Origin of the sequence: Kribbella sp. C-35, assembly GCF_046549195.1 — a bacterium.
GTDB lineage: Bacteria > Actinomycetota > Actinomycetes > Propionibacteriales > Kribbellaceae > Kribbella.
The window spans coordinates 1,960,766-1,984,847 of sequence record NZ_JAJPWG010000001.1; the positions used below are offsets into that span (position 1 = coordinate 1,960,766).

General features: G+C 67.6%; 22 protein-coding genes. 6 read left to right on the forward strand and 16 right to left on the reverse strand.

Annotation, left to right across the window (positions count from 1 at the left end; all coding sequences use genetic code 11):
• Nucleotides 1–3: 3 nt before the first annotated feature.
• From ACLJOO_RS09915 to pdhA, 3 genes are read right to left on the reverse strand one after another with little or no spacing between them, the layout of a single operon-like run.
• Nucleotides 4–1,347 carry a dihydrolipoamide acetyltransferase family protein gene (locus tag ACLJOO_RS09915; RefSeq protein WP_410786574.1) on the reverse strand — a complete coding sequence of 448 codons (1,344 nt, stop codon included), beginning with the start codon at nucleotides 1,345–1,347 and terminating at the stop codon, nucleotides 4–6.
• Entirely contained in the window at nucleotides 1,347–2,324 is a 978-nt protein-coding gene (locus ACLJOO_RS09920) for an alpha-ketoacid dehydrogenase subunit beta (RefSeq protein WP_410786575.1), read from the reverse strand. Before ACLJOO_RS09920 ends, ACLJOO_RS09915 begins: the two co-directional genes overlap by 1 nt.
• A gap of 3 nt (nucleotides 2,325–2,327) precedes the next feature.
• A complete protein-coding gene (gene pdhA, locus ACLJOO_RS09925) occupies nucleotides 2,328–3,491 on the reverse strand; it encodes a pyruvate dehydrogenase (acetyl-transferring) E1 component subunit alpha (protein ID WP_410786576.1) in 1,164 nt (387 codons plus the stop codon).
• Between the two features lie 458 nt (nucleotides 3,492–3,949).
• On the opposite strand from pdhA, the gene ACLJOO_RS09930 reads away from it, so the two are divergent.
• Nucleotides 3,950–4,888 carry an EamA family transporter gene (locus ACLJOO_RS09930; protein ID WP_410786577.1) on the forward strand — a complete coding sequence of 313 codons (939 nt, stop codon included), beginning with the start codon at nucleotides 3,950–3,952 and terminating at the stop codon, nucleotides 4,886–4,888.
• A gap of 491 nt (nucleotides 4,889–5,379) precedes the next feature.
• Complete coding sequence (locus ACLJOO_RS09935) at nucleotides 5,380–5,973, forward strand: hypothetical protein (protein ID WP_410786578.1); 594 nt, start codon at nucleotides 5,380–5,382, stop codon at nucleotides 5,971–5,973.
• Nucleotides 5,974–7,213: 1,240 nt separating this feature from the next.
• On the opposite strand, the gene ACLJOO_RS09940 is transcribed toward ACLJOO_RS09935, so the two are convergent.
• Together ACLJOO_RS09940 and hisC are read right to left on the reverse strand one after the other, a co-directional pair.
• Nucleotides 7,214–7,924, reverse strand: a complete 711-nt coding sequence (locus ACLJOO_RS09940) for an SDR family NAD(P)-dependent oxidoreductase (RefSeq protein WP_410786579.1) — start codon at nucleotides 7,922–7,924, stop codon at nucleotides 7,214–7,216.
• Nucleotides 7,921–9,000 (reverse strand): histidinol-phosphate transaminase, encoded by a 1,080-nt coding sequence (gene hisC, locus ACLJOO_RS09945; RefSeq protein WP_410786580.1) that lies wholly within the window; start codon nucleotides 8,998–9,000, stop codon nucleotides 7,921–7,923. Before hisC ends, ACLJOO_RS09940 begins: the two co-directional genes overlap by 4 nt.
• A 156-nt stretch (nucleotides 9,001–9,156) precedes the next feature.
• On the opposite strand from hisC, the gene ACLJOO_RS09950 reads away from it, so the two are divergent.
• A complete protein-coding gene (locus ACLJOO_RS09950) occupies nucleotides 9,157–10,029 on the forward strand; it encodes a dimethylarginine dimethylaminohydrolase family protein (RefSeq protein WP_410786581.1) in 873 nt (290 codons plus the stop codon).
• A 13-nt stretch (nucleotides 10,030–10,042) separates the two neighbouring features.
• On the opposite strand, the gene ACLJOO_RS09955 is transcribed toward ACLJOO_RS09950, so the two are convergent.
• Both ACLJOO_RS09955 and ACLJOO_RS09960 read right to left on the reverse strand, forming a co-directional pair.
• On the reverse strand, nucleotides 10,043–10,660 hold the full coding sequence (locus ACLJOO_RS09955) for an S-layer protein (protein ID WP_410786582.1): 618 nt from the start codon (nucleotides 10,658–10,660) through the stop codon (nucleotides 10,043–10,045).
• Nucleotides 10,661–10,679: 19 nt separating this feature from the next.
• Nucleotides 10,680–12,296 (reverse strand): phage tail tip lysozyme, encoded by a 1,617-nt coding sequence (locus ACLJOO_RS09960; protein ID WP_410786583.1) that lies wholly within the window; start codon nucleotides 12,294–12,296, stop codon nucleotides 10,680–10,682.
• A gap of 173 nt (nucleotides 12,297–12,469) precedes the next feature.
• Here ACLJOO_RS09960 and ACLJOO_RS09965 point away from each other — a divergent pair, with 173 nt between their 5' ends.
• Nucleotides 12,470–13,138, forward strand: coding sequence for a GntR family transcriptional regulator (locus ACLJOO_RS09965; protein WP_410786584.1), 669 nt, complete (start codon nucleotides 12,470–12,472; stop codon nucleotides 13,136–13,138).
• 16 nt (nucleotides 13,139–13,154) lie between these two features.
• Here the strand turns inward: ACLJOO_RS09965 and ACLJOO_RS09970 are convergent, their stop codons facing one another.
• The 8 genes from ACLJOO_RS09970 to ACLJOO_RS10005 are packed head-to-tail and all read right to left on the reverse strand — an operon-like array spanning nucleotide 13,155 to nucleotide 21,927.
• Entirely contained in the window at nucleotides 13,155–15,185 is a 2,031-nt protein-coding gene (locus tag ACLJOO_RS09970) for a hypothetical protein (RefSeq protein WP_410786585.1), read from the reverse strand.
• Nucleotides 15,182–16,396 carry an enolase C-terminal domain-like protein gene (locus ACLJOO_RS09975; RefSeq protein WP_410786586.1) on the reverse strand — a complete coding sequence of 405 codons (1,215 nt, stop codon included), beginning with the start codon at nucleotides 16,394–16,396 and terminating at the stop codon, nucleotides 15,182–15,184. The genes ACLJOO_RS09970 and ACLJOO_RS09975 overlap by 4 nt, the downstream gene beginning before the upstream one ends.
• The gene (locus ACLJOO_RS09980) at nucleotides 16,393–17,142 is read right to left on the reverse strand and encodes an SDR family NAD(P)-dependent oxidoreductase (protein ID WP_410786587.1); all 750 of its coding nucleotides are present in this window, start codon (nucleotides 17,140–17,142) and stop codon (nucleotides 16,393–16,395) included. Before ACLJOO_RS09980 ends, ACLJOO_RS09975 begins: the two co-directional genes overlap by 4 nt.
• A gap of 10 nt (nucleotides 17,143–17,152) precedes the next feature.
• Nucleotides 17,153–17,962 (reverse strand): carbohydrate ABC transporter permease, encoded by an 810-nt coding sequence (locus ACLJOO_RS09985; protein ID WP_410786588.1) that lies wholly within the window; start codon nucleotides 17,960–17,962, stop codon nucleotides 17,153–17,155.
• A complete protein-coding gene (locus tag ACLJOO_RS09990; RefSeq protein ID WP_134129831.1) occupies nucleotides 17,949–18,836 on the reverse strand; it encodes a carbohydrate ABC transporter permease in 888 nt (295 codons plus the stop codon). The genes ACLJOO_RS09985 and ACLJOO_RS09990 overlap by 14 nt, the downstream gene beginning before the upstream one ends.
• Nucleotides 18,833–20,104: an ABC transporter substrate-binding protein gene (locus tag ACLJOO_RS09995; protein WP_410786589.1), complete on the reverse strand. Its 1,272-nt coding sequence runs from the start codon at nucleotides 20,102–20,104 to the stop codon at nucleotides 18,833–18,835. Before ACLJOO_RS09995 ends, ACLJOO_RS09990 begins: the two co-directional genes overlap by 4 nt.
• Nucleotides 20,105–20,119: 15 nt before the next feature.
• A complete protein-coding gene (locus tag ACLJOO_RS10000; RefSeq protein WP_410786590.1) occupies nucleotides 20,120–20,827 on the reverse strand; it encodes a FadR/GntR family transcriptional regulator in 708 nt (235 codons plus the stop codon).
• Nucleotides 20,824–21,927: a DUF4185 domain-containing protein gene (locus ACLJOO_RS10005; protein ID WP_410786591.1), complete on the reverse strand. Its 1,104-nt coding sequence runs from the start codon at nucleotides 21,925–21,927 to the stop codon at nucleotides 20,824–20,826. The genes ACLJOO_RS10000 and ACLJOO_RS10005 overlap by 4 nt, the downstream gene beginning before the upstream one ends.
• Nucleotides 21,928–22,030: 103 nt before the next feature.
• On the opposite strand from ACLJOO_RS10005, the gene ACLJOO_RS10010 reads away from it, so the two are divergent.
• On the forward strand, nucleotides 22,031–22,417 hold the full coding sequence (locus ACLJOO_RS10010; protein ID WP_410786592.1) for a phage holin family protein: 387 nt from the start codon (nucleotides 22,031–22,033) through the stop codon (nucleotides 22,415–22,417).
• Nucleotides 22,417–22,833, forward strand: coding sequence for a low molecular weight protein-tyrosine-phosphatase (locus tag ACLJOO_RS10015; RefSeq protein WP_410786593.1), 417 nt, complete (start codon nucleotides 22,417–22,419; stop codon nucleotides 22,831–22,833). Before ACLJOO_RS10010 ends, ACLJOO_RS10015 begins: the two co-directional genes overlap by 1 nt.
• On the opposite strand, the gene ACLJOO_RS10020 is transcribed toward ACLJOO_RS10015, so the two are convergent.
• On the reverse strand, nucleotides 22,824–24,035 hold the full coding sequence (locus tag ACLJOO_RS10020; RefSeq protein ID WP_410786594.1) for a pyrophosphate--fructose-6-phosphate 1-phosphotransferase: 1,212 nt from the start codon (nucleotides 24,033–24,035) through the stop codon (nucleotides 22,824–22,826). The genes ACLJOO_RS10015 and ACLJOO_RS10020 overlap by 10 nt on opposite strands.
• Nucleotides 24,036–24,082: the final 47 nt, after the last annotated feature.

Here is a 24,082-nt window from a genome sequence, read left to right on the forward strand (position 1 = left end):
TGGTCAGAACATCAGTGCGCGGGCTGGGTCTTCGAGGATGCCTGCTACGTCGGCGAGGAAGGTGGAACCCTTTTCGCCGTCGATCAGGCGGTGGTCGAAGGACAGCGCGAGCGTGGTGATCCAGCGTGGGACGATCTCGTCGTCCACCACCCACGGCTGCTTGCGGACCGCGCCGAAGGCGAGGATCGCGGCCTCGCCCGGGTTGATGATCGGCGTACCGGCGTCGACACCGAACACGCCGACGTTGGTGATCGTGAACGAACCGCCGGCCTGGTCCGCCGGCTGGGTCTTGCCCTCGCGGGCGGTGGCGACCAGGTCGTTCAGCGCCTTGCACAGGTCGGGCAGAGTGAGCGAGTCGGCGCCCTTGATGTTCGGGACGATCAGCCCACGCGGAGTGGCCGCGGCGATGCCGAGGTTGACCGCGCCCTTGTAGACGATCTCCTGCGCCTGCTCGTCCCAGGCCGCGTTGACGATCGGCGTACGACGGGCCGCCAGCGTGACCGCCTTCGCGACGATCAGCAACGGGGAGACTCGCAGGTCCTTGAACGCCTTGTCCGACTTCAACCGTTCGACCAGTTCCATCGTGGCGCTGACGTCGACGGTGATCCACTCGGTCACGTGCGGCGCGGTGAACGCACTGGCAACCATTGCCTGCGCCATCACCTTCTGCACACCCTTGACCGGAACGCGGGTGTCTTCGCGACCGCTGACAACCGGAGCAGGCTCGTACGCCGGAACGTCCGCAACCGCAGGCGCCGCCACGTAACCCTCGACGTCGGCCCGCGTGATCACCCCACCCGGCCCGGTCGCCGTCACCACCGCCAGATCAACCCCGAGATCCTTGGCCAACTTCCGCACCGGCGGCTTCGCCAACACGTGAACAGACCCGTTGCCCCCAGCAACCGGCGCAACAACCGGCTCAGGAACCGGTGCGGACACAGGAACTGGTGGAGCGAGAACCTCGGCCGCCGGAGTAGAAGGCTTGCGCTGGCGGCGTTTGGCTTCGGTGGTTTTGGGGCCGTAGCCGACCAGGACCGCGGTGCGGCCGCCGGTTTCCTCGGGCTCGGGGATCGTGGGGACCAGGTCCTCCGGCGAGGCTTCGGCGGACTCGGTCTGCACCGAGATGATCGGCGTACCGACCGGGACCGTCTCGCCCTCCGGCACGAGCAACTCGCTGACGACGCCCGCGAACGGAACCGGAAGCTCGACCAGCGACTTTGCGGTTTCGATCTCGACGACGGTGTCGTTGAGCTTGACCGTGTCGCCGGGTTTGACCTTCCAGCTGACGATCTCGGCCTCGACGAGTCCTTCGCCGACGTCGGGGAGGCGGAACTGCTGGATGCCCATCAGTACCCCATCACCTTGTCGACGCCGTCCAGCACCCGGTCGAGGTCCGGAAGGTAGTCGTCCTCCATCCGCGACGGCGGGTACGGAGTGTCGTACCCAGTGACACGCAGCACCGGTGCCTCGAGGTGGTAGAAGCACTCCTCGGTCACCCGCGCCGCGATCTCCGACCCCGGGCCGAACGAGTACGGCGCCTCGTGCACCACAACCGCGCGCCGTGTCTTCTTAACGGACGCGAAGATCGTCGCCAGGTCGAACGGCGCGATCGTCCGCAGGTCGATGACCTCCAGGTTGCGGCCGTCCTCGACCGCGGCCTCGGCCGCCTGCAGACACGTCTTCACCATCGGGCCGTAGCAGAGCAGCGTCGCATCGGTGCCCTCCCGGACCACCTTGGCCTTGTGCAGCGGCAGCGTCGGCGGCGTCGCCTCGTCCAGCTCGGCCTTCTCGTGGTACCGGCGCTTCGGCTCGAAGAACACGATCGGGTCGTCGGACGTGATCGCCTGCTGAATCATCCAGTACGCGTCGACCGGGTCGCCGCAGGAGATCACCTTGAGCCCCGGCACGTGCGCGAACAGCGTCTCCGGCGACTCCGAGTGGTGCTCGACCGCACCGATACCGCCGCCGTACGGGATCCGGATGACGATCGGCATCCTGATCTTGCCCATCGACCGGTAGTGCATCTTCGCGACCTGGTTGATGATCTGGTCGTACGCCGGGAACACGAAGCCGTCGAACTGGATCTCGCAGACCGGCCGGTATCCGCGCAGCGCGAGGCCGACCGCGGTGCCGATGATCCCGGACTCGGCGAGCGGGGTGTCGATCACCCGGTCCTCGCCGAAGTCCTTCTGCAGGCCTTCGGTGACCCGGAACACGCCGCCGAGCTTGCCGATGTCCTCGCCCATCACGACGACCTTCGGGTCCTTCTCCATCGCGGCCCGGAGTCCGGCGTTGATGGCCTTGCCGAGAGTGATCTTGGTCATCGCTCAGCCCTCGCCTTCGAACGAAGCGGCGTACGCGATGAACTGGTCCCGCTGCTCGGCCAGTTGCGGAGTCTCCTCGACGTACACGTTCTGGAAGAAGTCCGTGAGCACCGGGTCCGGCAGCGCGAGGCAGCCGGCCCGCAGTTCGGCGGCGATCTTGTCGCCCTCCGCCTCGATCTCGTCGAAGAAGTCGTGATCGACGGCGGCATGCCGGCTCAGGTACGCGTGCACACGCTCGATCGGGTCCTTGAGCTTCCAGTGCTCGAGGTCCTCGTTCAGCCGGTACTTCGTCGGGTCGTCGGACGTGGTGTGCGCGCCCATCCGGTACGTGTACGCCTCGATCAGCGTCGGGCCGCTGCCCTCGCGGGCCCGCTTCAGGGCCTGCTGCGTGACGGCGTACGTCGCGAGTACGTCGTTGCCGTCGACGCGGACGCCGGGGAAGCCGAAGCCGGCGGCGCGCTGGTACAGCGGGATCCGGGTCTGCCGGTCGATCGGCTCCGAGATCGCCCACTGGTTGTTCTGGCAGAAGAACACCACCGGGGCGTTGAACACCGAGGCCCAGATGAACGCCTCGTTGACATCGCCCTGGCTGCTGGCGCCGTCGCCGAAGTACGCGATCGTGGCCTCGCCGTTCTCGGCGTCGCCGATCGCGTGGTCGCGCTGCTGGCCCATCGCGTACCCGGTCGCGTGCAGCGTCTGCGCGCCGATCACGATCGTGTAGAGGTGGAAGTTGTTGTCCTTCGGGTCCCACGCGCCCTGGTCGACCCCGCGGAACAGGCCGAGCAGGTTCAGCGGGTTGACGCCCTGACAGAACGCGACGCCGTGCTCGCGGTACGTCGGGAAGACCATGTCCTTCTTGTTCAACGCGCGGCCGGAGCCGATCTGCGCGGCCTCCTGGCCGAGCAGCGACGCCCACAGCCCGAGCTCACCCTGGCGCTGCAGGGCGGTCGCCTCGGTGTCGATCCGGCGAACCAGGACCATGTCCCGGTAGAAGCCCTTGATCGTCTCGTCGTCCAGGTCGAACGTGTAGTCCGGATGCTCGACGCGCTCGCCTTCGGGCGTCAGGAGCTGGACGAACTCGACCTCCTCGGAGGCCTGGGGCGGACTGACCGGCGCCTCATGGGGCGCGAACACTTCCGGGGCAGGGCCCGGCACCGACTCACTCACATGCACTCCTCGGGTTCGAGCGCGGGATCGCCGCGACCGCAACGTTGCACGGGGCCGGCCCGGTGCGCCGGATGAGGCTTTCGCAGGCTGGTCCGCGTGATTCCAGGGGTTGATGCACTGCTGGCAGTGGACCTCCTCACTGGTCTCACTCCCATCTTGCCGGACACCGTACCGACGAGGTGCCTGATTCGCTAACTGTCTGGACTCCGGCGGGTACGGCGGTACCGAAATCGGTCCTGCGGTGAGACACCAGTCCAACCACTGGTCCTATCGTCACGCTCATATTACAGAGATCGGGCGCCTCGACGGCAAGTGTCACAAATGGATCTCGACAGACCGCCGCTTGGCGGGAATCCGTGGATCGGTGGCCGGATACCGCCTTGCGCCGGAGTCACCGCGAGCCATAGCGTAAGCATCGTTCTTGCAAAACACCCCTGACATGCTCGAGGAGGCTCCCGATGGCCGCGTCTGCTCCCGCCAGAGTGGTCGAGACCGGTTCCCGGACGGCCTCGGGCGCGATGATCTGGACCGCCCTCGCGGTCGTGTACGTCGTCTGGGGTTCGACGTACCTGGCGATCCGGGTCGTGGTGGAGGCGGAGATCCCGCCGATGCTCGGGATGGCCACCCGCTTCCTCACCGCCGCGTTACTGATGGCCGCCGGCCTGGCCCTGAAGTCGGGTTGGCCGCGGCTGCGGATCACCCGCCGCGAGGCGATCGGCGCGGCCACAGTTGGGATCCTGCTCCTTGCCTTCGGCAACGGCGCGGTGGCGATCGCAGAGCAGACGGTGCCGTCCGGACTGGCTGCGTTGCTGGTCGCGGCGATCCCGTTGTGGTTGATGCTGCTGCGGGTCGGCGGCGGTGAGCGGCCACGGTCGATGACCTGGGTCGGCGTACTGATCGGGTTCGGCGGGGCGGCGCTGCTCGCGTTGTCAGGTGGCAACACGAGCGCGAAGCCGCTGTCGGTGGCGATCCTGGTGGTCGGCACGATCTGCTGGGCGATCGGCTCGCGGTACGCGCCGCGGCTCGGGCTGCCGCGGGATCCCCTGGTGACCGCGCTCTACGAAATGGTCTTCGGCGGTACGGCGATGGTGTTGCTCGGCGTACTGCGGGGAGAGCCGGGGCGGCTGCACCTCGACCGGATCCACGGGAGCGGATGGATCGCACTCGGCTACCTGGTGGTGTTCGGGTCGCTGCTCGCGTACACGGCGTACTCGTATCTGCTGGCGAACGCTCCGATCTCGCTGGTGGGCACGTACGCGTATGTGAACCCAGCCGTCGCGGTGTTCCTCGGCTGGCTGATCCTGAGCGAGAGCCTGACCTGGCAGATCCTGCTCGGCGGCGCGGTGATCATCGTCGGCGTCGCGCTCGTCGTCACCTCGGAGCGCCGGCGGTCGTAGTCCTCATACCGCTGCTCGGGCAAAGGAAAGACCCGGGCCCCAAGGGACCCGGGTCTCCCACCGCTGCCGATGCGCGCGGCAGCGGGTCTGGCCGCCGGTCGCGCCGTGGCCCGAAAAACACGGCGCGAAACTCCGGCAATGGTTCCAACATATTCCGACGAATCGTGCTATTGCCAATTCGGCAGCCACCGAGCCCACCGAAACAATCTCCCGATTCACCGGGCTTCCGTCACCCGCGCTGACTCAACGACGTACCGGGAGCTCGGTTACGGGACTTTCCGTCTCAACTTCCGCTCACTCTCCCGACCGCCTGATTACCGGCAAGTTGCCTGGTCAGCACGAGATTCGCTGCTTCGTCAGGGAACTCATCACCGGACTACTATGCGCACCGGTACCCGGAAAAAAGTTGACGAAAAAGTTTGTAACCGCCTGTGCCAGGTGTCGTTACCACTAAGACGAATCCGTCAAAACCCGAAAGGAAACCTGGCATAATGCAGGTAACTCGCAAGATCGTCGCCGCTGCAGCGGTGGCGACTGTCGCCACCCTCGGTCTGGCCACCGTCGTGAGCGCCAACGTTCTCGACGACGCCCAGCAGAAGGCTCAGGTCACCGACCTGGCCGACCAGGTGTCCTCTGCCAGCAAGGGCTACGACGCGGGCCACGCTCGCTGGTGGGGCGCCAAGAAGGACGGCTCGCTGGTCGCCATCGACCGCAACGACCTCGGCGCGTTCCAGGCCTGCCACAACCTCGGTGCCGGCACCGGCATCGGCGGCACCGTGCCGGCCAACGACATCACCGGCATCGTGGGCTGGGACAACGACGGCAACAGCGTGACCGCCGTCAAGACCTGCGAGCAGGACAACGAGCAGAACCGCAAGTGGTACAAGGCCGACGGCAACGGTGTCGTCTCCGTGTCCGACAACAAGGTCGGTCCGTGGCAGGTCTGCCACAACCAGGTCGACATCACCGGCATCGGCGGCACTGTCCCGCTGTCGAACCCGACCGGCATCCTGGGCTTCAACAACGACGGCAACTCCGTCGACTCGCTCAAGACCTGCGAGCAGAGCAACGAGCAGAACAACTGACCCTCCCTGGTCAGTGATGCAGGACCCGAACCAGTCACCTCGGTGGATTGACTGACTCGGAGCAACACAACGCGGCGCCGGGAGCAAGCCTCACTCCTCCCGGCGCCGCCTCTTTGCGTCTGCAAGTGATCAGCCCCGCGTGCTACGCAGGCGCCCACTTCGTCGCTACGCTCCTCAACGCGCCCGCTGCGCGCACTCCCACCCACCGTCCGGCTAGCGCCGGCGCATCCGTTTCCAGCTCACGCCGGGAGTTGCGAGCTACCGCTCGCGAGCGAGTACGGCAGCGACCCATACCCGCCTGACGTGATTGCCCGCACCGGTGCGCCCGCCACAACCTGAACCGCCGCAGGATTCCGGTTGTGCCCCACCCGCTGCAACTGCAGTGCGGCTGGCGTGCGCAGCACCGGTGGATCGTCTGGGCCAACGTGCCGCGACGCAGCAGAGTCCGCGATACCGGAGGGCAGTCGCTTGGCGGCGCTAGCCGCACGCGGAGCGGCGCCAGCCGCGCGCAACCGGGTGGTGGGAGCGGCGCGTAGCACGGCGACGGAGGAGCCGCGCGTAGCACCGCGTGGGGCTGACCACAGTCCGCCGGGCATCGGCCGACGGTCCGGACAGTTTCTGGGGGTGGGGGACAGGAAATTGCGGTTCTTGTGACTGATGTGTGGGTGGTCGATGGGGGTCTGCGGTGGTGCCAGGCTTGGTGTGATGTGCAAGCTCGACAGGATGTGTCGGTCGGCTGGGTAGTGCACCTGAGCGTGAACGTGTCCGTGCGTACACCGTCTCACCGGTGCTCTACCTGTCGAGCTTGCACATCCCACGACCCGCGAGCAGCCGTGCCGCCACCAGCCCGATCACCCAGCCGGCACCACAACACCCACCCATCCGGCAGGAGGACGGATATCCCCTGGTGTTGTGGGTTCTCCCCTCTAATACCAACGGAGAAGCCACAACACCGTCGGATATCCCCTCGTGTGCGGGCTCTCGTCGCGCTCGGTCCAGGGCCGGCCAGCGGCACGGACCGGACGGTGCACGCCGGACGGTGGTGTGGTGCGTGCCTGCGAGCGGTGGTGTGGTGCGGTGGGGACTGGAGATAGGAGCTGGTGGGCGGAGACAGGAAATGTCGGGTTCCAGCCCGCCACGGCCTGTCATAAGTCCTCGGGTGCCCCCACCGACACCCACACATCGGACCGGAGAGCCGAAATTGCCTGTTCAGTGGGACCGGTTGGGGCGCACAGGTGGGTTAGAGGGTGCGGAGGTCTGTGCAGGTGCCGTTGGGGAGGTCTCGGGGTAGGAGGGACCAGATGCCGGTGGCTGCTGTTTCGGGGGTGGTGAGGGCGCCGGTGGATTTGAGGTTGTGGAAGCGGGGTACGGCGGGGAAGTCGGTCTCGGGGGTGGATCGGATTTCGGATTGCATGGCGGTGTCTACTACGCCGGGGGCCACGGCGAGGATGCGGCACCCATCGGGTGGTTGTTCCTGGCCTACCGTGCGTACCCAGTGTTCGACCGCGGCTTTGCCGGCGTTGTACGACGACCAGCCGGAGTACGCCGTGGTTGCGGCGCCGGAGGAGAGCATGATCAGGTGGCGCTCGCAGGTGAGGTGCGCGGACGCCCGGAGGAACGCGGCGCCGAGGACCTGCGGTGCGGCCGAGTTCAGCAGGACCGCTCGGGTGTAGGCGTCCGGGTCTGCTCCGGCCGCTGGGCCGATCGGTGTGATCGTGCCGGCGTTGTGGATGAAGATCACGCGGTCGCCGTCGTACGTCGACAGCTCGGCGGTGAAGTGCTCCGCAACGCGGGACCAGTCGGCGGGATCCGCTAGGTCCGCCTTGAAGTGTTCCGCCGTACCACCGCGGCGTGAGATGTCGACGACCCGGGCGTTCGGGTACGGCACCCTCGCAGCGAGCGCAGCGCCGATCCCGGCCGAAGCACCCGAGATCCAAACAAGAGCACTCACTGGCGCCAGGCGCTGGCGACGGTGAGGAACAGGTTGTTGGCTTCGGGTTCGCCGATGGTTACGCGGACGCCTTCGCCGGGGAACGGGCGGACCGAGACGCCCTCGGCCTGGACAGCCTCGGCGAAGCGGACCGTGTCCTCGCCGAGCTCGAGCCAGACGAAGTTCGTCTGCGACTCCGGGACGTCCCAGCCGGCGGCCTGTAGCGCGGAGACGACCCGCTGACGCTCCTCGACCAGGGCGTCGACCCGCTCCAGCAGCTCCTCCTCGACCGCGAGGGATGCGATCGCGGCCGCCTGGGCCACGTAGCTGACGCCGAACGGGAGCGCGCACTTCCGGATCGCCGCGACGACAGCCGGGTGACCGATCGCGTACCCGACCCGGAACCCGGCCAGCCCGTACGCCTTCGAGAACGTCCGCAGGACCAGCACGTTCGGCCGGTCGCGGTACAGGTCGACCCCGTCCACGACGTCGGTCTCCCGGACGAATTCGCGGTACGCCTCGTCGATCACGACCAGCACGTTCGACGGTACGGCGTCGAGGAACGCGAGCAGCTCGTCGCGTCGTACCACCGGGCCGGTCGGGTTGTTCGGCGTGCAGACCAGCACGACCTTGGTGCGATCGGTGATCGCGGCCTCGATCGCCTTGAAGTCGTGGCGGGCCTCGGCGGTCAGCGGCACCTTGACCGACGTCGCGCCGGTCAGCTGGACCGCGATCGGGTACGCCTCGAACGAGCGCCACGCGTACACGACCTCGTCGCCCTCCGCGACCGTCGCCTGCAGCAAGTGGTACAGCAGCGCGACCGACCCGGTCCCGACCGCGAGATCGCTCACCGGTACCCCGAACCGGTCCGACAGCGCCTCGAGCAGGTCGACGGCACCCATGTCCGGGTACCGGTTCATCTGCGCGGCGGCCTCGGTGGCCGCGGCGAGCACGCCCGGAAGCGGCGGGTACGGGTTCTCGTTGCTGGAGAGTTTGTACGTCGGGCGACCGTCGGAGCGCTCCGGCGGACGGCCCGGCTTGTAAGCCGCGACATCGTCCAGGCAGGCGCGAAAGCGAACCTCGTTGTCAGGGGTCATGCCCGCAGGTTAGTCCTTACCCAACCCCGGAACCACCCTCTCCGAAGCGACCTCGCGCACACCGTTTGACTAGCGGTACGGCGAGCCTCAAACTGACTGATTGTCGGACAATCAGGGGATCTGGCAATCAGGTCTCAACGGAGTCAGGAGGGTGTCATGGGGCAGCCGCTGGAGTGGGGTCGTCGCTATCTGATGGTCCGGCCGGACCACTTCCGGATCGACTACGTGATCAACCCGTACATGTCGACGCAGGACCAGCCGGACCCGGCGCTGACGCTGAAGCAGTGGGACTCGCTGCGGCAGGCGATCGTGGACGCCGGCGGCGAGGTCGAGGTACTGGCGCAGCGCGCCGACTCACCCGACATGGTGTACGCGATGAACCTCGGGCTGGCCACCGCGGACGGCCGCGCGATGCTCTCGCACATGCGGTTCGAGCCGCGCCGGAAGGAGTCGCTGACCGCGGCCGGCTGGTTCACCGAGGCGGGCTTCCGGCTCGACCGGACCGGCGGTGAGGGCGTCGGGCCGCACTTCGAGTCCGGGGACGCGTTCGTGTTCGGCGACAGCCTGGTCGTCGGGTACGGGCCGCGGACCGAGGAAGCGGCGCTCAAGCACCTGGCGACCGAGTGGAACGTCCGGGTCCGCGGGCTGCGGATCGCCCACGAGGGGATGTACCACCTCGACCTGCCGTTCTGCCCGGTGGACAGCACGCACGCGATGATCTACCCGCCGGCGTTCGACGCCGCGAGCCAGGCGGAGTTGTCCGGGATCGTGCCGGACCCGATCGTGCTCACCGACGAGGAGGCGTTCGCGTTCAGCGCGAACTCGATCGTCGTCGGCGAGACGATCATCATGCCGGCCTGCTCACCGCGGCTGTACGACGTCTTCACGGGCCTCGGGCTGCGCGTCGTCGTACTGGACCTGTCGGAGTTCCACAAGGGCGGCGGTTCGATCCGGTGCCTGACGAACCCGCTGGACTTCCCGCTGTCCCCGATCGGCACGCCGGGCGGGGAGCTCATCCTCCCCGCCTGACCGGCGGGGCGGACTACTTGCCGGTGGTCCAGATGACGTCGAGGGTGTTGATGTCCCAGCCGTAGCCCTTGATCCACTGGAGGGCCTTCTTCCTGCCCTGGGAGCCGAAGACCTCGATGACGATCGAGATCGCCTCCGGGTTCGTCGGGTCGGTCTTGGACTTGGTGTACGTCGCCTGGAAGCCGTCGCCGACGTACGGGAGCTGGCTGATGATCGGATACCGTTGCTTGATCCGGTCCTGGAACTGGTCGTACTTCCGGCCGGCTTCCTCCTCGAGCTTGTGCTCCTGCTCGGGGTTGTTCTTGGTCCACTCCCGGCCCTCGGCGCTGTTGGCGTACAGGTACATCTTGTAGCTCAGCGCGTCGTTGCCCGAGGTGAAGGTCTGGGTGTAGCTCTGGAAGCCGCGCCGCGAACCCTCGAGGGTGTGCGTGCCTGCCTTGATCTTGACGTCGCCGTTCGCCGGGATCTCGTGGCCGTCCAGCTTCAGGGTCAGGTCGTTCGGGATCGACTGCACGGTCAGCGTCGTCTGCGATCCGCCGCCGCGGAACAGCACGACGCCGCCGACCAGAATCAGGACCACCGCCAGCACGACGACGCCGATCATGAAGGGCCGCCGGTTCTCGTCCAGCATTCGCTGCTCCTGTCCTTGCTCAGCTCGCCGGTTGCGGCGCGTTCTTCAGCCGGAAGACCCAGAACTGGCCGCCGACGTCGTACAGGTGACCTGCCTCCGGCACGTGGTCTCCCAGGGAACCCGAGGCGGAGTCGTACCCGCCGCCCTCCTTGCCCCACGGCCCGACGTACAGGTACGTGTGACCGGGACCGTTCAGGATGTCACCCGGTTTCATGCCGCCTGGCGGCACGGCATGCCAGTAGTCGTACTTCCCGGAGTCCTTCATGTAGTCGAACTGGACCCCGGTCGACACCTTCGGGAAGTCCTTGTCTGCGCCGCTCATCCGCATCACGGTCGCGACGAAGCGCCCGCAGTCGCTGTAGGGAACGTAGCCGCTGGAGCCGTCGTTGAACTTCTCCATCGCGTCGACGTACTCCGGCTTCGCGATGCTCGCGTCGGTGCCGTCGTGCCCGTCCTCGGGCCAGGCCAGGTTCTTCGCGACCTCGGCGATGTTGCCGCTGCCGGCGCCGCACCCACCACCGGTGGAGGCGTTCTGCGCGCCCCCTCCGGACGCCGGCGCCGAACCGGCGAACTGGTCGAACACGTGCCGCGCGTTCGCCTTGCGATCGGCGTACGTCGGGTGGTTCGGGTTCTCGTGCCCGCCGAACCGCTCGAACTTGTCGCCGAACTCGTACGCCGCCTGCTCGACCGTTGTCGCCGCCTTGATCGCCTGCCCTGCCGCGCCTTCCGCGACCGGCCCTTCGCCGTTGAGCTGCTTGATCAGGAATTCCAGCTGGTAGCCCAGGGAGGCGATCTTGTCGTCCGGGACGCCGGCGTCGCGGGACGGGTTGACCATCTTGCGGGCCGGTGTCCACTGCACGATGCCCCAGCCGAGCTCGGTGTCGAGCACCTCGGACGCCGGCGTCACGACGCCCGGGTCCGTGTTCTGCAGGCGAGCCGGCTCGACGCTGGACTCGGCGATCATGTTGCCGACGATGCCCGCGGCCTGCTCCTTGGAGTAGCCGTTCTGGACGAAGAAGTTGAAGGCCTTCTGCTGGTTGTTGGCCCCGGAGAGGTTGCCGTCGACGCAGCTGCACCCGCTGCCGGACGTCGAGTCGAGCTCGAAGACGTTCTCCTCCGGCTTCGGAACGATCTTCCACTTGTTGTTGTTCTCCTGGTCGGCCCACATCTCCCAGTGCAGGTGCGCGCCGCCGATTCCGATCGGGGCGCCCTCGGTGTCGCGGCCCTCGTCGCCGGTGCCGGCGGTGCCGATCTGGTCGCCGCGCTTGACGTCGGCGCCGTTGCTGACGGTGATGGTCTTCATGAACTTGTAGCGCGTCTCGACGCTCTCGAGGCGGATCCGGACCTCGTTGTCCTTGGCGTAGACGACCTTGCCGTCCTGGGACGCGTAGACCTTGGCGTCCTCGGCCACCTGGAAGTCGTAGCCCTGGTGGAAGATGGTCCACTCGCCGTCGATCTGGTGCCGGTCGGTCGGCCACCCCATCAGAGGCTTGTCCTGGGCGTGCTGCGCGCACTGCGCTTCGGCCGAGGACAACCCGGAAAACACGCTGAGCAGCATGAGCAGCACAATGCCCAGCCCCAGCACCACCGCCATCACGAATCCGGCGGCGGCCTGCAGCGTCTTGCCAGCATCCACGCTGTGCTCCTCGCTCCTCCGAGTGGGCTTCCTGCGTCGGTCCGCGGGAAGGGGCGGCCACTAGAGGGAAATGCTGCCCGAAAACCGGGTCATCCGTCGGGAGTTATCCACAGGCGACCGTCCGGAGCCGGGTCGGGCGCGACAACGGACCGGGTCTGGACGAGAATCACACCATGTACGAACGGCTGCGGGTGGACCGCTCGACCACGGTGGACCGGGTGGTCGACGCGCTGCGCGCCGCCCTGTTCGCCGGTGATCTGGAGCCGGGTACGCCGTTGCGTGAGCAGCCGCTCGCCGAGGCGCTCGGGGTCGCCCGAAGCACCATCCGCGAGGCGATGACGATGCTGGTCAACGAGGGCCTGGCGGTCCGCGAGCCGAACAAGGGCGTCAGCGTCGCGATCCTGCACCCCGACGCGGTGGCCGACATCTGCCGCGCCCGGTTCGTGCTCGAGTCCGCCGGGATCCGGGCCTGGTACGACGCCGACGAGGCGGCCCGGGAGCGGGTCCGGGAGGCGATGCGGGTGTTCGCCGCGACCGCCAAGGACGGTGCCGACCCGGAAGCCCTGACCGAGACCCACCTGGCCATCCACCGCAGCTTGGTAGCGCTCACCGGCAGCGAGCGGCTGATCGCGACCGCCGACTCGGTCACCGGCGAGGCGCGGCTCGCGCTGGCCCGGGTGGACGCGCTGCGGCAGGACGCGCGCCAGCAGGTCGCGTCCCACCGCAAACTCGTCCGGTTGCTCGAGCGGGGCGAGCTCGACGAGTGCGTCGAGGAGCTCCGCCGGCACCTGGCCGGTGCCGAGGAGTCCCTCCTCGAGGCGATCGCGATGCCCCCGGGCTGAGCGGTCCCGCGACGTCTCAGACCAGTCCGTCCGCCGTCACGTCGTACGTCTTCGAGCCGACCCGGAGGCCGGTCAGGCGGGCGTCCGGGTCGAGCGCCGCGACCTGCGGGCTGGCGGTCACGGTGCCGTCCAGGGCGACCTCGATGCCGAAGATGCCCTCCAGGACCAGGCTGACCCAGGCGCCGGATGACGAGCAGGACCAGTCGATCAGGTACGGGAACTGCGGCGGCGACTTCCGCGCACCACCGGCCATCGGCGGCTGTGCCTCCTCGACGAAGTGCGCCTGACCGCACGGGCCCTGGTTCGCGGACTTGGCCAGACCCGGCAGCCAGTCCAGCAGTACGTCGCCGCGCCCGAGCGCGAACAGTGCGCGCCCCGCGTCCGCCGGCCACGCCGGGTACGCACCGTTCCACTGGTGGTCCGGACGGACGCTGAACGCGGCATCCGCGTCGTACGGCGACAGCGCGCGCATCCACGTGGGCGTCTGCAGCTCCCGCTGGAAGAACGACACCATCTCGGCGCACTGCGACTCGGACAGGTCGTCCGGGATCGTCGTACCGATGATGTTGAAGTCGTAGCAGTGCCGGACCGGGACGAGCGAGCCGTCCGGCTGCCGCGCGTGCCAGAACCCCTTGCCCTCGACGTACAGCTCGTTGACGTGGCCTGCCTGCGCAGACGCCTCCTTGCGGAGCAGAACCGCACGGTCCGTTTCACCGGAGCGGTCCGCGATCTCAGCCGCCACCCGCATGCACCAGACGTTGGCCGCGTTGAAACTGGCCACCTCGTGCACGTAGCTGCTCACGCACTCCAGCAGGTTGTCGATGCCGCCGTAGTCGGCGAGAGCGTGCTCACCGCGCAGTCCGCGCCAGGCGGTCGCCCAGTCGTGGACATGTTCCCCGACCGGCTTCGGACCAACCTCTGAATCGAGGAACGCCGAGTCCCCGGTGAAGCGCACGTAGTCGCGCACCAGCCGGGTCATGGCGAAGTCGTTCACCGAGTACCACTGCCCGACCGGTCCCCCGGTCAGCCACTCGGTGCCGAAGTGCTCGTGGATGTCCAGGTCGATCCAGTGCTCGATGTGCTTCCGCATCGGCTCCGGATCCAGCAGCGCATGCGTCAGCGAGGACAGGCTGTAGTCCCAGATGAACGTCGTGGTCTGCCAGTACCGCGGCATCAATGTGTCGTACGTCCGCCCGAGCACACTGGCCGGGTTGTCCCGCCGGAACCAGATGACCCCGAGCACACCCCACCAGTACAGCTTCCGCAACGCCTCGTTGGACGTCTCCAGCACGGGCAGCGACCCGCTGAAGCCGTCGCTGGACGGGTCGAACGCGTCGGCGATCGCCACGTCCCACATGCTCTCCGCCACCGAGATCACGGCCGGTACGTCGGCCACGCACACGTCGAAGTGCTCCGTCGCTGCGTCCAATGTCTCGGCCAGCACGTGCACGTACGACAGCTGGGCATGTCCGGAGGCATCCAGTACGACGGTGGCCTCCAGCATCGACCTGTCCACGACAGCAGGGACATCCACGCCCTGCAGGCTGACCGCCGAGCCCGACTCCCCCGTCCCGACCACTCGATCGCCCAGGGCAGTCAGTGTGTTCGGTTCGGAGGGCGGCTCCGGGCGCAACCAGCCTGATGACGAGCGGGTCGCAGTACTTGCCAACAACAGGCCCAGACGCACGGAGCGCCCCGGTTGCCCCGTCACCTCCAGGTGTACGACGACGGCCGGACGGCCCGGAGCGCAGGCGGTTGTGGTGCGGAGGTGGAGACCGTCGACGGTCGTGGACCGGACGACGCAGTCCGGGCGCCACACCACCTCCACCGTCCCGCCGTACGAGCGCGCCAGGCGCCCGTCGACGTACAGCTGTCCGGTGATGGTGTCGCCGTGCGAATACGGCGGGAAGTTGACGCTCCTGATCGCCACGACGTCGTGGTCGACCTGCGCCGTACCCAGGAAGTTCGTCAGCCCGGGCGGGTTGAACATGTCGTCGTACGTGTGCGTGAGAACGTCGCTCGCCAGGTCGGCGCTGCGAGGAATCATGACGGGTCTGCCCAATCGGTGTTCGGTAGCAGGGGGTACCAGTCCGGGCGGGCCGGATCGCGGTCGTAGGGGTACGGGCCGAGTTCGCGGAACAGCTCGGCGTACTCGGCCAGCTTGTCGCGGTCCAGCTCGACGCCCAGGCCGGGCGCGTCCGGGACCGCGATCGCGCCGTCGGCGTACGGAAGCTTGCCGCCGGCAATGATGTCGTCGCGCAGATGGTGGTAGTGCGCGTCCGCGGCGAACGACAGGTTCGGTACGACGGCGCCGAGGTGCAGCATCGTCGCGAGCTGGATGCCGAGCTCGCCGGACGAGTGCACCGCGACCCCGAGCTGGAACGTCTCGCAGACGCCGGCCGCCTTGATACACGGCCGGATACCGCCCCAGAACGTGGTGTCCAGCAGGATCACGTCGACCGCGGGGTCGCGGACGTTGGCGGCGAGCTGCTCGAAGTTCACCACGACGGTGTTGGTGGCGAGCGGGATCGGGGTGTTCTCGCGGACCCGGCGCATCCCGTTCAGGCCCCAGGTCGGGTCCTCGAGGTAGTCGTTGTCGAGATCCTCGATCCCGCGGGCGAACCGGATCGCCTCCTCGACACTGAACGCGCCGTTCGGGTCGAACCGCACGCGGTGCCCCGGGAACGCCTCGGCCAGCGCACGGAAGCACTCGCGTTCGTAGTCCGGCGGGAACACGCCGCCCTTCAGCTTGTGCACGCTGAACCCGTGCTGGTCGACCAGCTCGCGGGCGTTGGCAATCAGCTGGTCCGCCGTACGGATCTCGCCCGTGCCGTCCTCAGCGGGGTGCCGGAAGAACAGGTAGCTCGCGAAGGGCACGTGCGAGCGGACCTTTCCGCCCAGCAACGCATGCACGGGTACGCCGAGCTCACGACCCTGCAGGTCCAGGCAGGCGAATTCGATTGCTGCCAGCAACTGGGTTCGGTTGTTGTACAAGCTCGCCGTCGGGTTGGCGAGCATCCAGCGCAGGGCCTCGGTGCGGGCCGGGTCATGACCGAAGAGGTACGGTTTGAGCCCGGCGACCGCGGCCTCGGCGCTCTGCCCGCCGCCGCCCATCTCACCGAGGCCGATCAACCCGTTGTCGGCCTCGACCTCCACGACGGTCCGCACGAAACGTCCCCAGTGCGCTCCGTTGCTGTGTCGCAGCGGCGCCTCCAACGGCATCGTCACCGTGGTCGCGCGTACGTCGACGATCTTCACTTCGCGTCCTCCGGAATGACGACGGCCAGTCCGGCGGTCAACCCGCCGTCGACCTTCACGTCCGCTCCGGTCACGAACGACGCGGCCGGGGAGGACAGGAAGTAGATGACCTCGGCAACCTCTCCCGGTGTCGCGACCCGCCCGAGCGGGTGTGAGCGGCCCCATTCGGCGACCACGTCGTCCGTCGTACGGTCGCCGGCGAACTGCGCGGCCGACGTACGCAACATCGGCGTGTCCACCGAACCTGGGCAGACCGCGTTGACGCGGATCCCGTCCGGAGCGTGATCCACCGCCATCGCCCGGACGAGGCTGAGCAAGGCGCCCTTACCCATCGAGTACGCCGCGACGCCTGTCTGCGCCGCATACGCCTGCACGGACGACACCACCACGACACTGCTGCCGCGCGACATCCGAGGGACGAACGCCTGGCACGCGAAGAACACGCCGCCGACGTTCACTGCCATCACCTCGTCGTAGACAGAGGAGGGTGTGTCGACCACGGTCCCGTACCGCTGGACTCCCGCGGCACAGACGAGCGCGTCCACCGCACCGATCTCCTCCGCGACGGATGCGAGCACGGCCCGGTCCGAAACATCCACTTGCACACCAGTGACGCCGCTCAGGCCCGCCAGCGCTTCCGCATCACGGTCCAGGGCTATCACCCGGTCTCCGGCGGCTACGAAGCGTTCGACCGCACCGCGGCCGATGCCGGCTGCGCCGCCTGTGACGACGACTGTGCGACTCATATGTGTCCTCTCAGAACTGGCCCAGGGCGAGGCCCCGGGAGAAGAAGCGTTGGGCGGCGAGGAAGAGGATGACCGTGGGCAGCGAGACGAGCAGGCCACCTGCCAGTACGGTCGGCAGCGACGCCCCGCCGTACGTGCTCTGCAGGCCGGTGAGGGCCGGCATGATCGGACGGACCGAGTCGGACTGGCTCAGGGTTAGACCGAGCAGCAGGTCGTTCCAGACGAACGTCGCCTGCAGGATGAAGATCGCGGCCAGCGCCGACCCCGCCATCGGCAGGTAGATGCTGCGGAAGATCCGGAACAGCCCGCCGCCGTCGACCACCGCGGCCTCGAACACGCTGCGCGCGATCCCGGTGAAGAAGTTCCGCATCACGAACGCCGAGAACGGCACGCTGATCGCGGTGTAGACGATGATCATCCCGGTCCGGGTGTCGTACAGCCCGGAGTTCGCGTACCCGGAGAACAACGGCATCAGGATCATCTGCAGCGGAAAGATCGTCCCGCCGAAGATGAACACGAACCACAGGAAGCCGCGCTTCAACCGCAGTACGACGATCGCGTACCCGGCCGCCGAGCCGATCAGTACCGCGAGTACCGGCGCGATCACGCTGTACATCGTGGTCGCCACCAACGTGTCCCCGAGCGCCGCCTTGCTCCACGCGTCACCGAAGTTCGCGAACAAGGAGAAGCCAGCCGGCTTCCACACGGTCTTCGCGTCGTACCCGTCGACGGACTTGGACGCGTTCACGACCAGCAGGTAGACCGGCGCGAGCCAGATCAGCCCGAGTACGACGAGGACCGCGGTCTTAACCCTGCTCACGGGCGTCCCCCAACTGGTAACGGAGGTAGAGGATCGAGGCGGCGAAGGTGACCAGGCTCAGGAACAGCGCGATCGCCGCGCCCTGTCCGTAGTCGTTCAGCACGAACGTCTCCTTGTACATGGACAGTGCCAGCGTCTCGGACGACGTACCCGGGCCGCCTTGCGTCATCACCCACACCACGTCGAACGTCTTCAGGCTGCCGACGATCGAGAGCCCGATGACCACTGTGGTGATCGGGCGGAGCTGCGGCCAGAGGTGGTGGCGGAACAGGCTGAACCCCTCCGCGCCGTCCAGCCTCGCAGCCTCCAACGGCTCAGCAGGGATCGACTGCAGGCCGACCACGAACAGCAGCGCGTTCACGCCCGCCGCCTGCCAGGTGACCGCCACGATCATCATCAGCGTGTTGCCGGGACCTGCCTGCAGCCAGCCGGTGTGAGCACCCGGGAGCCCGAAGAACCCGAGTGCCTGACCCAGTGCGCCGTCCGGCTGCAGTACGAAGCCCCAGATGACACCAACGGCCACACCGGAGATCGCGTACGGCAGCAGGAACGGCAGCCGCAACCACGTGCCCCACTTGTGCCCGTAGGTCAGTACGGCGATCAGTAGGCCGAGTGCCACGGGCAGTGTCACCATGCCGACCACCCACAGCAGCGTGTTGACGAGGGCCCCGATCAGATCGGGGTCACTGAACATCGCCTTGTAGTTGGCCAGCCCCGACCACACCGGTGACGCCAGCCCGTCGTAGTCGGTGAAGCTGACGTACGTCGTCCACAGGAACGGCAGGTACAACAGGAGTGCGACAACCGCTACAGCTGGTAGGCCGAACAGGGGCGCCTTACGCGCCCCCGTCCGGTCAAGGGCCTGATTGCTCACTTCTGCTTGGCCCAGTACGCGTCCGCCTCGGCCTGGATCTTCTGCAGGCCCGGCATCGGGTCACCCGGCTTGGTCACGAACGCGCCGAACACCTCGAGTGCCTTGTTCGCAACCGGTACGGGCGTCGCCTCGAACCACCGGTTGATCAGCCGGTACCCGTTGACCTCCTTGTTGAGCTGAGCCAGCCCCGCGTCCTTGACCTCGGCCTTCGGGTTGAACGACAGGTCGCCGCGGGAGTTCGCCCACGCGGTCTGCGCCTGCGGCGTGACCCACCAGTCAGTCCACTTCTTCACCGTCGACGCGTGGTCACTGGCCGCGGCCGAGCAGACCGGTCCGGTCTCGAAGATCATCGAGGTCTTCGGCAGGGCCGGGTTCACGTTCGGGATCACGAAGAAGTCGTAGTCGGTGCCGGCCTTCATCTTCAGGGTGTTCAGGTTGCCGCTGAACCAGGTGCCGAAGTTGATCATCGCGACGTCGCCGTTCTTCAGCTGCGCCTGCGGCTCGGTCTTCGAGCCCGGGTCGCTGAAGTACCCGGCGTCGATCATCTTCTTCCACTCGTTCATCACCTCGACCACACCCGGGTCGGTGTACTTCGCCTTACCGGCGGCGAGCGCGTCGTACAGGTCCGGGTCCTTGCCGGCCAGCAGCGTCTCGAACCAGACGAACGAGAACAGGATGTTGGTCTGGTAGAACGGCTTCACCCCGGCGGCCTTGACCTTGTCCGCCACCTGGGTCAGCTCGGCCCAGGTCTTCGGGGTCTGCGTGATGCCGGCCTTCTTGAAGACGGCCTTGTTGTAGTACATCACCCAGTAGCCGGCGTTCAGCGGGACGCAGTATTGCTTGCCGTCGAAGGTGAAGTACTGCTTGAGCTGCTCAGGGATGTTGCCGTCAGCAACCGCCTTGGTCCACTGGTCGGTGGTCTCGGCAACGAGCTTCTGGTCCACCAGGTCCTGAAGTTCCTTGCCGGTGTGCCACGTGAACAGGTCCGCCTTCTCCTTGGTCCGGAACGAGGACCGGATGAACGCGGTGTACGTGTTCGAGTCGGAGTAGCCGACCGGCTCCATGCCGACGCCGATGTCCTTCTTGCTGGCCGCCCCGACCTGGGTGAACGCGTCCTTCCAGCCGCCCTTGTCGTTGTAGAACTTCAGCGAGTCGACCGGCTTGTCCTCGCCCTTCTTCGGGGCCGCGGCTCCGCCACCGCCTCCACAGGCGGACAGAGCCAGCGCTCCGGCCACGGCCAACGCAGTCAGCGCCTTCCGGTGAATCATGGTGCTCCTCTCAGCTCAGGGATGCTGAAGACGTTCGTTGATGACGGCCAGTACGCCGTCCAGGTGCTCGCGGGTGAGCAGTTCGGCCAGGTCCGCGTCGCCGGACCGGACCGCGTCGTAGATCGCGCGGTGCTCGTCCAGGTCGGCCTGCCGGTCGCCGTGGATGTGGAGGATCTCCAGCTGCTCCCGGGCGTTCACGACCGTGACCGACTCGACCACCTCGGCCAGCGTCGCGTTCCCGGACGCCTGTGCCAGTGAGCGGTGGAAGTCCATGTTCACTTCGGCCAGCTGCGCATGGTCGCCGGAAGCGATCAGCTCGGCCGCAGTGTCCAGGTCCTTGGCCATCTGCTCCAGCGCGGCCTCCCCACGCGTCTGCGCCGCCAGTGCCGCAACAGGTGGCTCGATGAGGGCACGTGCCTGCAGGAGCTCCACCAACCGGTCCGGACTCGGTGCCAGCGCCAGGGGGTTGGCCAGAACCAGCCGGCCGACGTTCGGACCGACGTACACCCCAGAGCCGTGCCGGAGCTCGACAGCTCCAGTTGCCTCCAGTCGGCGCAGCGCCTCCCGGACAGTGGGTACGGCGACCTTGAACCGCTCCGCCAGCGACCGCACGGCCTCGAACTGATCACCCGGCGCCAGCTTCCGCTCCGCGATCAGGGCGAGCATGGACGTCGCCAGATCGTCCAGCAGACTCCGCCGTACGACGCCTCCCGTGGCGCTCACTTGGCCGCCGCCAGGGTGACCGAGACGAACCGCGGGCGGTAGATGCTCACGTCGCCGTACAGCTCGTCGCTGACCAGACTGTTCACGTTGTAGCTCACCAGCAGCGAAGTACCGCGTCGCAGGTCCGGGTGGTCGTGGGAGTTGTACGTGATGAGGTTCCCGCCCGTCTCGGGGGTCTCGTACAGCTCGACCGGCTTCACCCACGGACCGGTCGGCGAGCAGGAGAAGTACCCGAGGACGCGCTTGCTGAACAGCTCGTTGGTGTCGTGCGTGACGAGCAGGTAGCCATCGCTCCAGCGGGTCACACTGTGCTCGTTGGCGACTCCTTGGAGCACGCGGGCCGACGCAGCCTCGTCCGAAGACCAGCCCGAGCCGGTCCAGTACTCCCACGGCTTCGCGGTCAGGTCGTCGCCACGCACCCGGGCTACGTGCTGGTACTTCGCTGCGCCCAGGTCCTCGACGCCGTAGACGTATGTGTACCCACTGTCGCGCAGCAGCCAGCCGGACCACTGCACGTTCGCACCCGACGGAATCGGGGTGAGGCTCTTCAGCTTGAACGTGGTGCTGTCGAACCGCGCCAGGTAGTTGCTGGCCCAGCGCCAGTCCCACTGACCCGTCCCGGTCTTCTCGAAGCGCAGTGCGACCACGTCGAGGTCACGGCCGGCGTGGCTCGTCTGAGCTGCCCCGAACCAGTACCAGCCGTTCGACGGCGGCGGAACGAGTGCCGTCGGGTTGGTCGCCGTACCGCCGGTGACCGTCTTCAGTTTCGTGCCCTGCTGGATCACGAACGAGTTGTTGATGAACGGCGTGGTGGTCGGACGGCTGCCGTCCGGGTTCACCGGGCCGAGGAATGTGTCGGAGAAGACCCACGCCGTACGTCCACCGGGGAGCAGCACGGAGTAGGTGCTGTCCGCACCCGTCCAGCCCTTCCCGGTGTTGCTGTAGTCGTTGAGCAACCCCTCGGGCGCGGCGTGGGGTGTCGTCTGAGCGGTCCAGTTCGTCTGGACCGCGCTGCAACTCGACGGGCTCGCAGCGGCGGGGACAGCAAGGCCTGCTGCCGTAAGTGACAACGCAACTACCGCAACCAGTGGACGGGGCATGAAAATGATCAGATCACTTGGTCATTTTCGCTGTCAAGAGTCAGGGACGGATCAGGGCGCGTACCGAGAGTGGTGTTACCCGTCGGGTGGGAGGATCGAGGGCATGAAGAACTTGATCATCAGGTTGCTGGTCAACGCGATCGCGTTGGCGGCGGCGAGCTGGCTCGTCTCCGGAATCACCCTGCAGGGCGCGACCACCGGCAAGCGCGTGCTGACGCTGCTGATCGTGGCCGCGATCTTCGGTGTCGTGAACGCGATCGTGAAGCCCGTGGTGAAGGTGCTTTCCTTCCCACTGCTGATCCTCACCCTCGGTCTGCTGACCTTCGTGATCAACGCGGCGATGCTGCTGCTGACGTCCTGGATCACCGGCAAGCTCGACGTCCAGTTCCACGTCGACGGCTTCTGGTCAGCGCTCTTCGGCGCCCTGATCATCAGCGTCGTCGGCATGATCCTCAACGCGTTCCTGCCGGACAAGGCCGAAGTCCACTAGTGCACGTCGAGATCGTCTGCACCGGGAACATCTGCCGGTCGCCGATGGGCGAGGTGGTGCTGCGCGCCAAGCTCGTCGAGGCCGGCCTCGACGACGTCGAGGTGACCAGCTCGGGGACCGGTGGCTGGCATGTCGGCGACTGGATGGACCCGCGTGCGGCGGCCGCCCTCCGGCGTCGCGGGTACGACGGCAGCGCGCATCGGGCCCGCCGGTTCGAGCGCGCCTGGGACCGGGACCTGATCCTCGCGATGGACTCGGGGCATCTCGCGGAACTGCGCGGAACCGAGGCACAGCTGTTCGCGCGCGACGACGTACCCGATCCGTACTACGGCGAGGACGACGGCTTCGACGAGGTCCTCGCCCAGATCGAGAAGGCGGCCGACCAGTGGGTCGACCGCCTCCGCGATCAGGCCTGACCGATCTCCGACTTCAGCGTCACGAACCAGTCGGCGGTCGGGTCGAACTCCTTGCCGCCGGCGATCCGCGGGAACTCGATCGCGCGCAGCTCGTCGCCGCGCTCCTCGTCGTGGCCGACGACCCCGGACTCACCGCGCAGCGCCGCGTCGACCGCGTAGTCGGTGCACTCCTTGATCAGCGCGAGGTCGCGGTCGTTGGCCGCGGCCGAGCGGCTGAAGTAGCCGCTCTTCTGCACCATCGTCTTCTCCGCGCCGATCCGCTCGGCGAACTGCTTCGCGAACCAGGCGCCCGGGTTGATGGTGTCCAGCTTGACGTGCCCGAACGGGTCTCGGCCGACCTCCTCGCCGCGGGCCTCCATCTCCGCCACGATCGACGGCACACCGGCGCCCTCGGACAGGAAGATGTTGACGCAGTCCTCCTCGTCCATCACCTTCCGCAGCCGCTCCGCCTCGGCATCCAGATCGATCGTTGCCTCCGGCACATACACGGCGTGCACCGACCAGCCGGCCTTCTCCAGGCCGATACCCGGGTTCCACTCCTGCTCGTCGACCCACTGCTGGTACGCCTGCGCCGTTGCCGCGGTCAACCAGCCGCAGTTCCGCCCCATCACCTCGTGGACGATCAGCATCCGCGGGTTCGAGGTGTGCTCGGCGATGATGTTGCGGGCGAACAGCGCGCCCTGCTCGGCCGCGGTCCACGCCCCCAGGCTCTGCCGGATGGGGATCACGTCGTTGTCGATGGTCTTAGGCAGACCGACCACGGTCAGGTCGTAGTCGTGCTCGTGCAGGTACGCCGCGAGGTCGGCGGCCGTGGTGTTGGTGTCGTCACCGCCGATGGTGTGCAGTACGTCGACACCGTCCGCGACGAGCCGCTCGGCCGCGACCTGGAGGGCGTTCTGCCCGTCCTGGATCAGGCCGCGCTTCACCAGGTCGGCGGTATTCGTCAGCTTCACCCGGCTGTTGCCGATCGGGCTGCCGCCGAACTTGTGCAGCACCGACGCCTTCTCCCGCACCTCCGGCGTCACGGTGAGGAACCGGCCGCTGAGCAGGCCGTGGTACCCGTTCAAGTAGGCGATGATCTCCACGTCGGGCGCTACCTCGGTGTAGCGCTCGATCAGCCCGCCGACGGCGGACGACAGGCAGGGCGCGAGCCCGCCGGCGGTGAGCAGGGCAACTCTGCGGACAGACTTGTCGGCAGCCATGGTCCAGGTCCTTCCGGAGACGAAATCGCCACCAGACTAGTGATGCA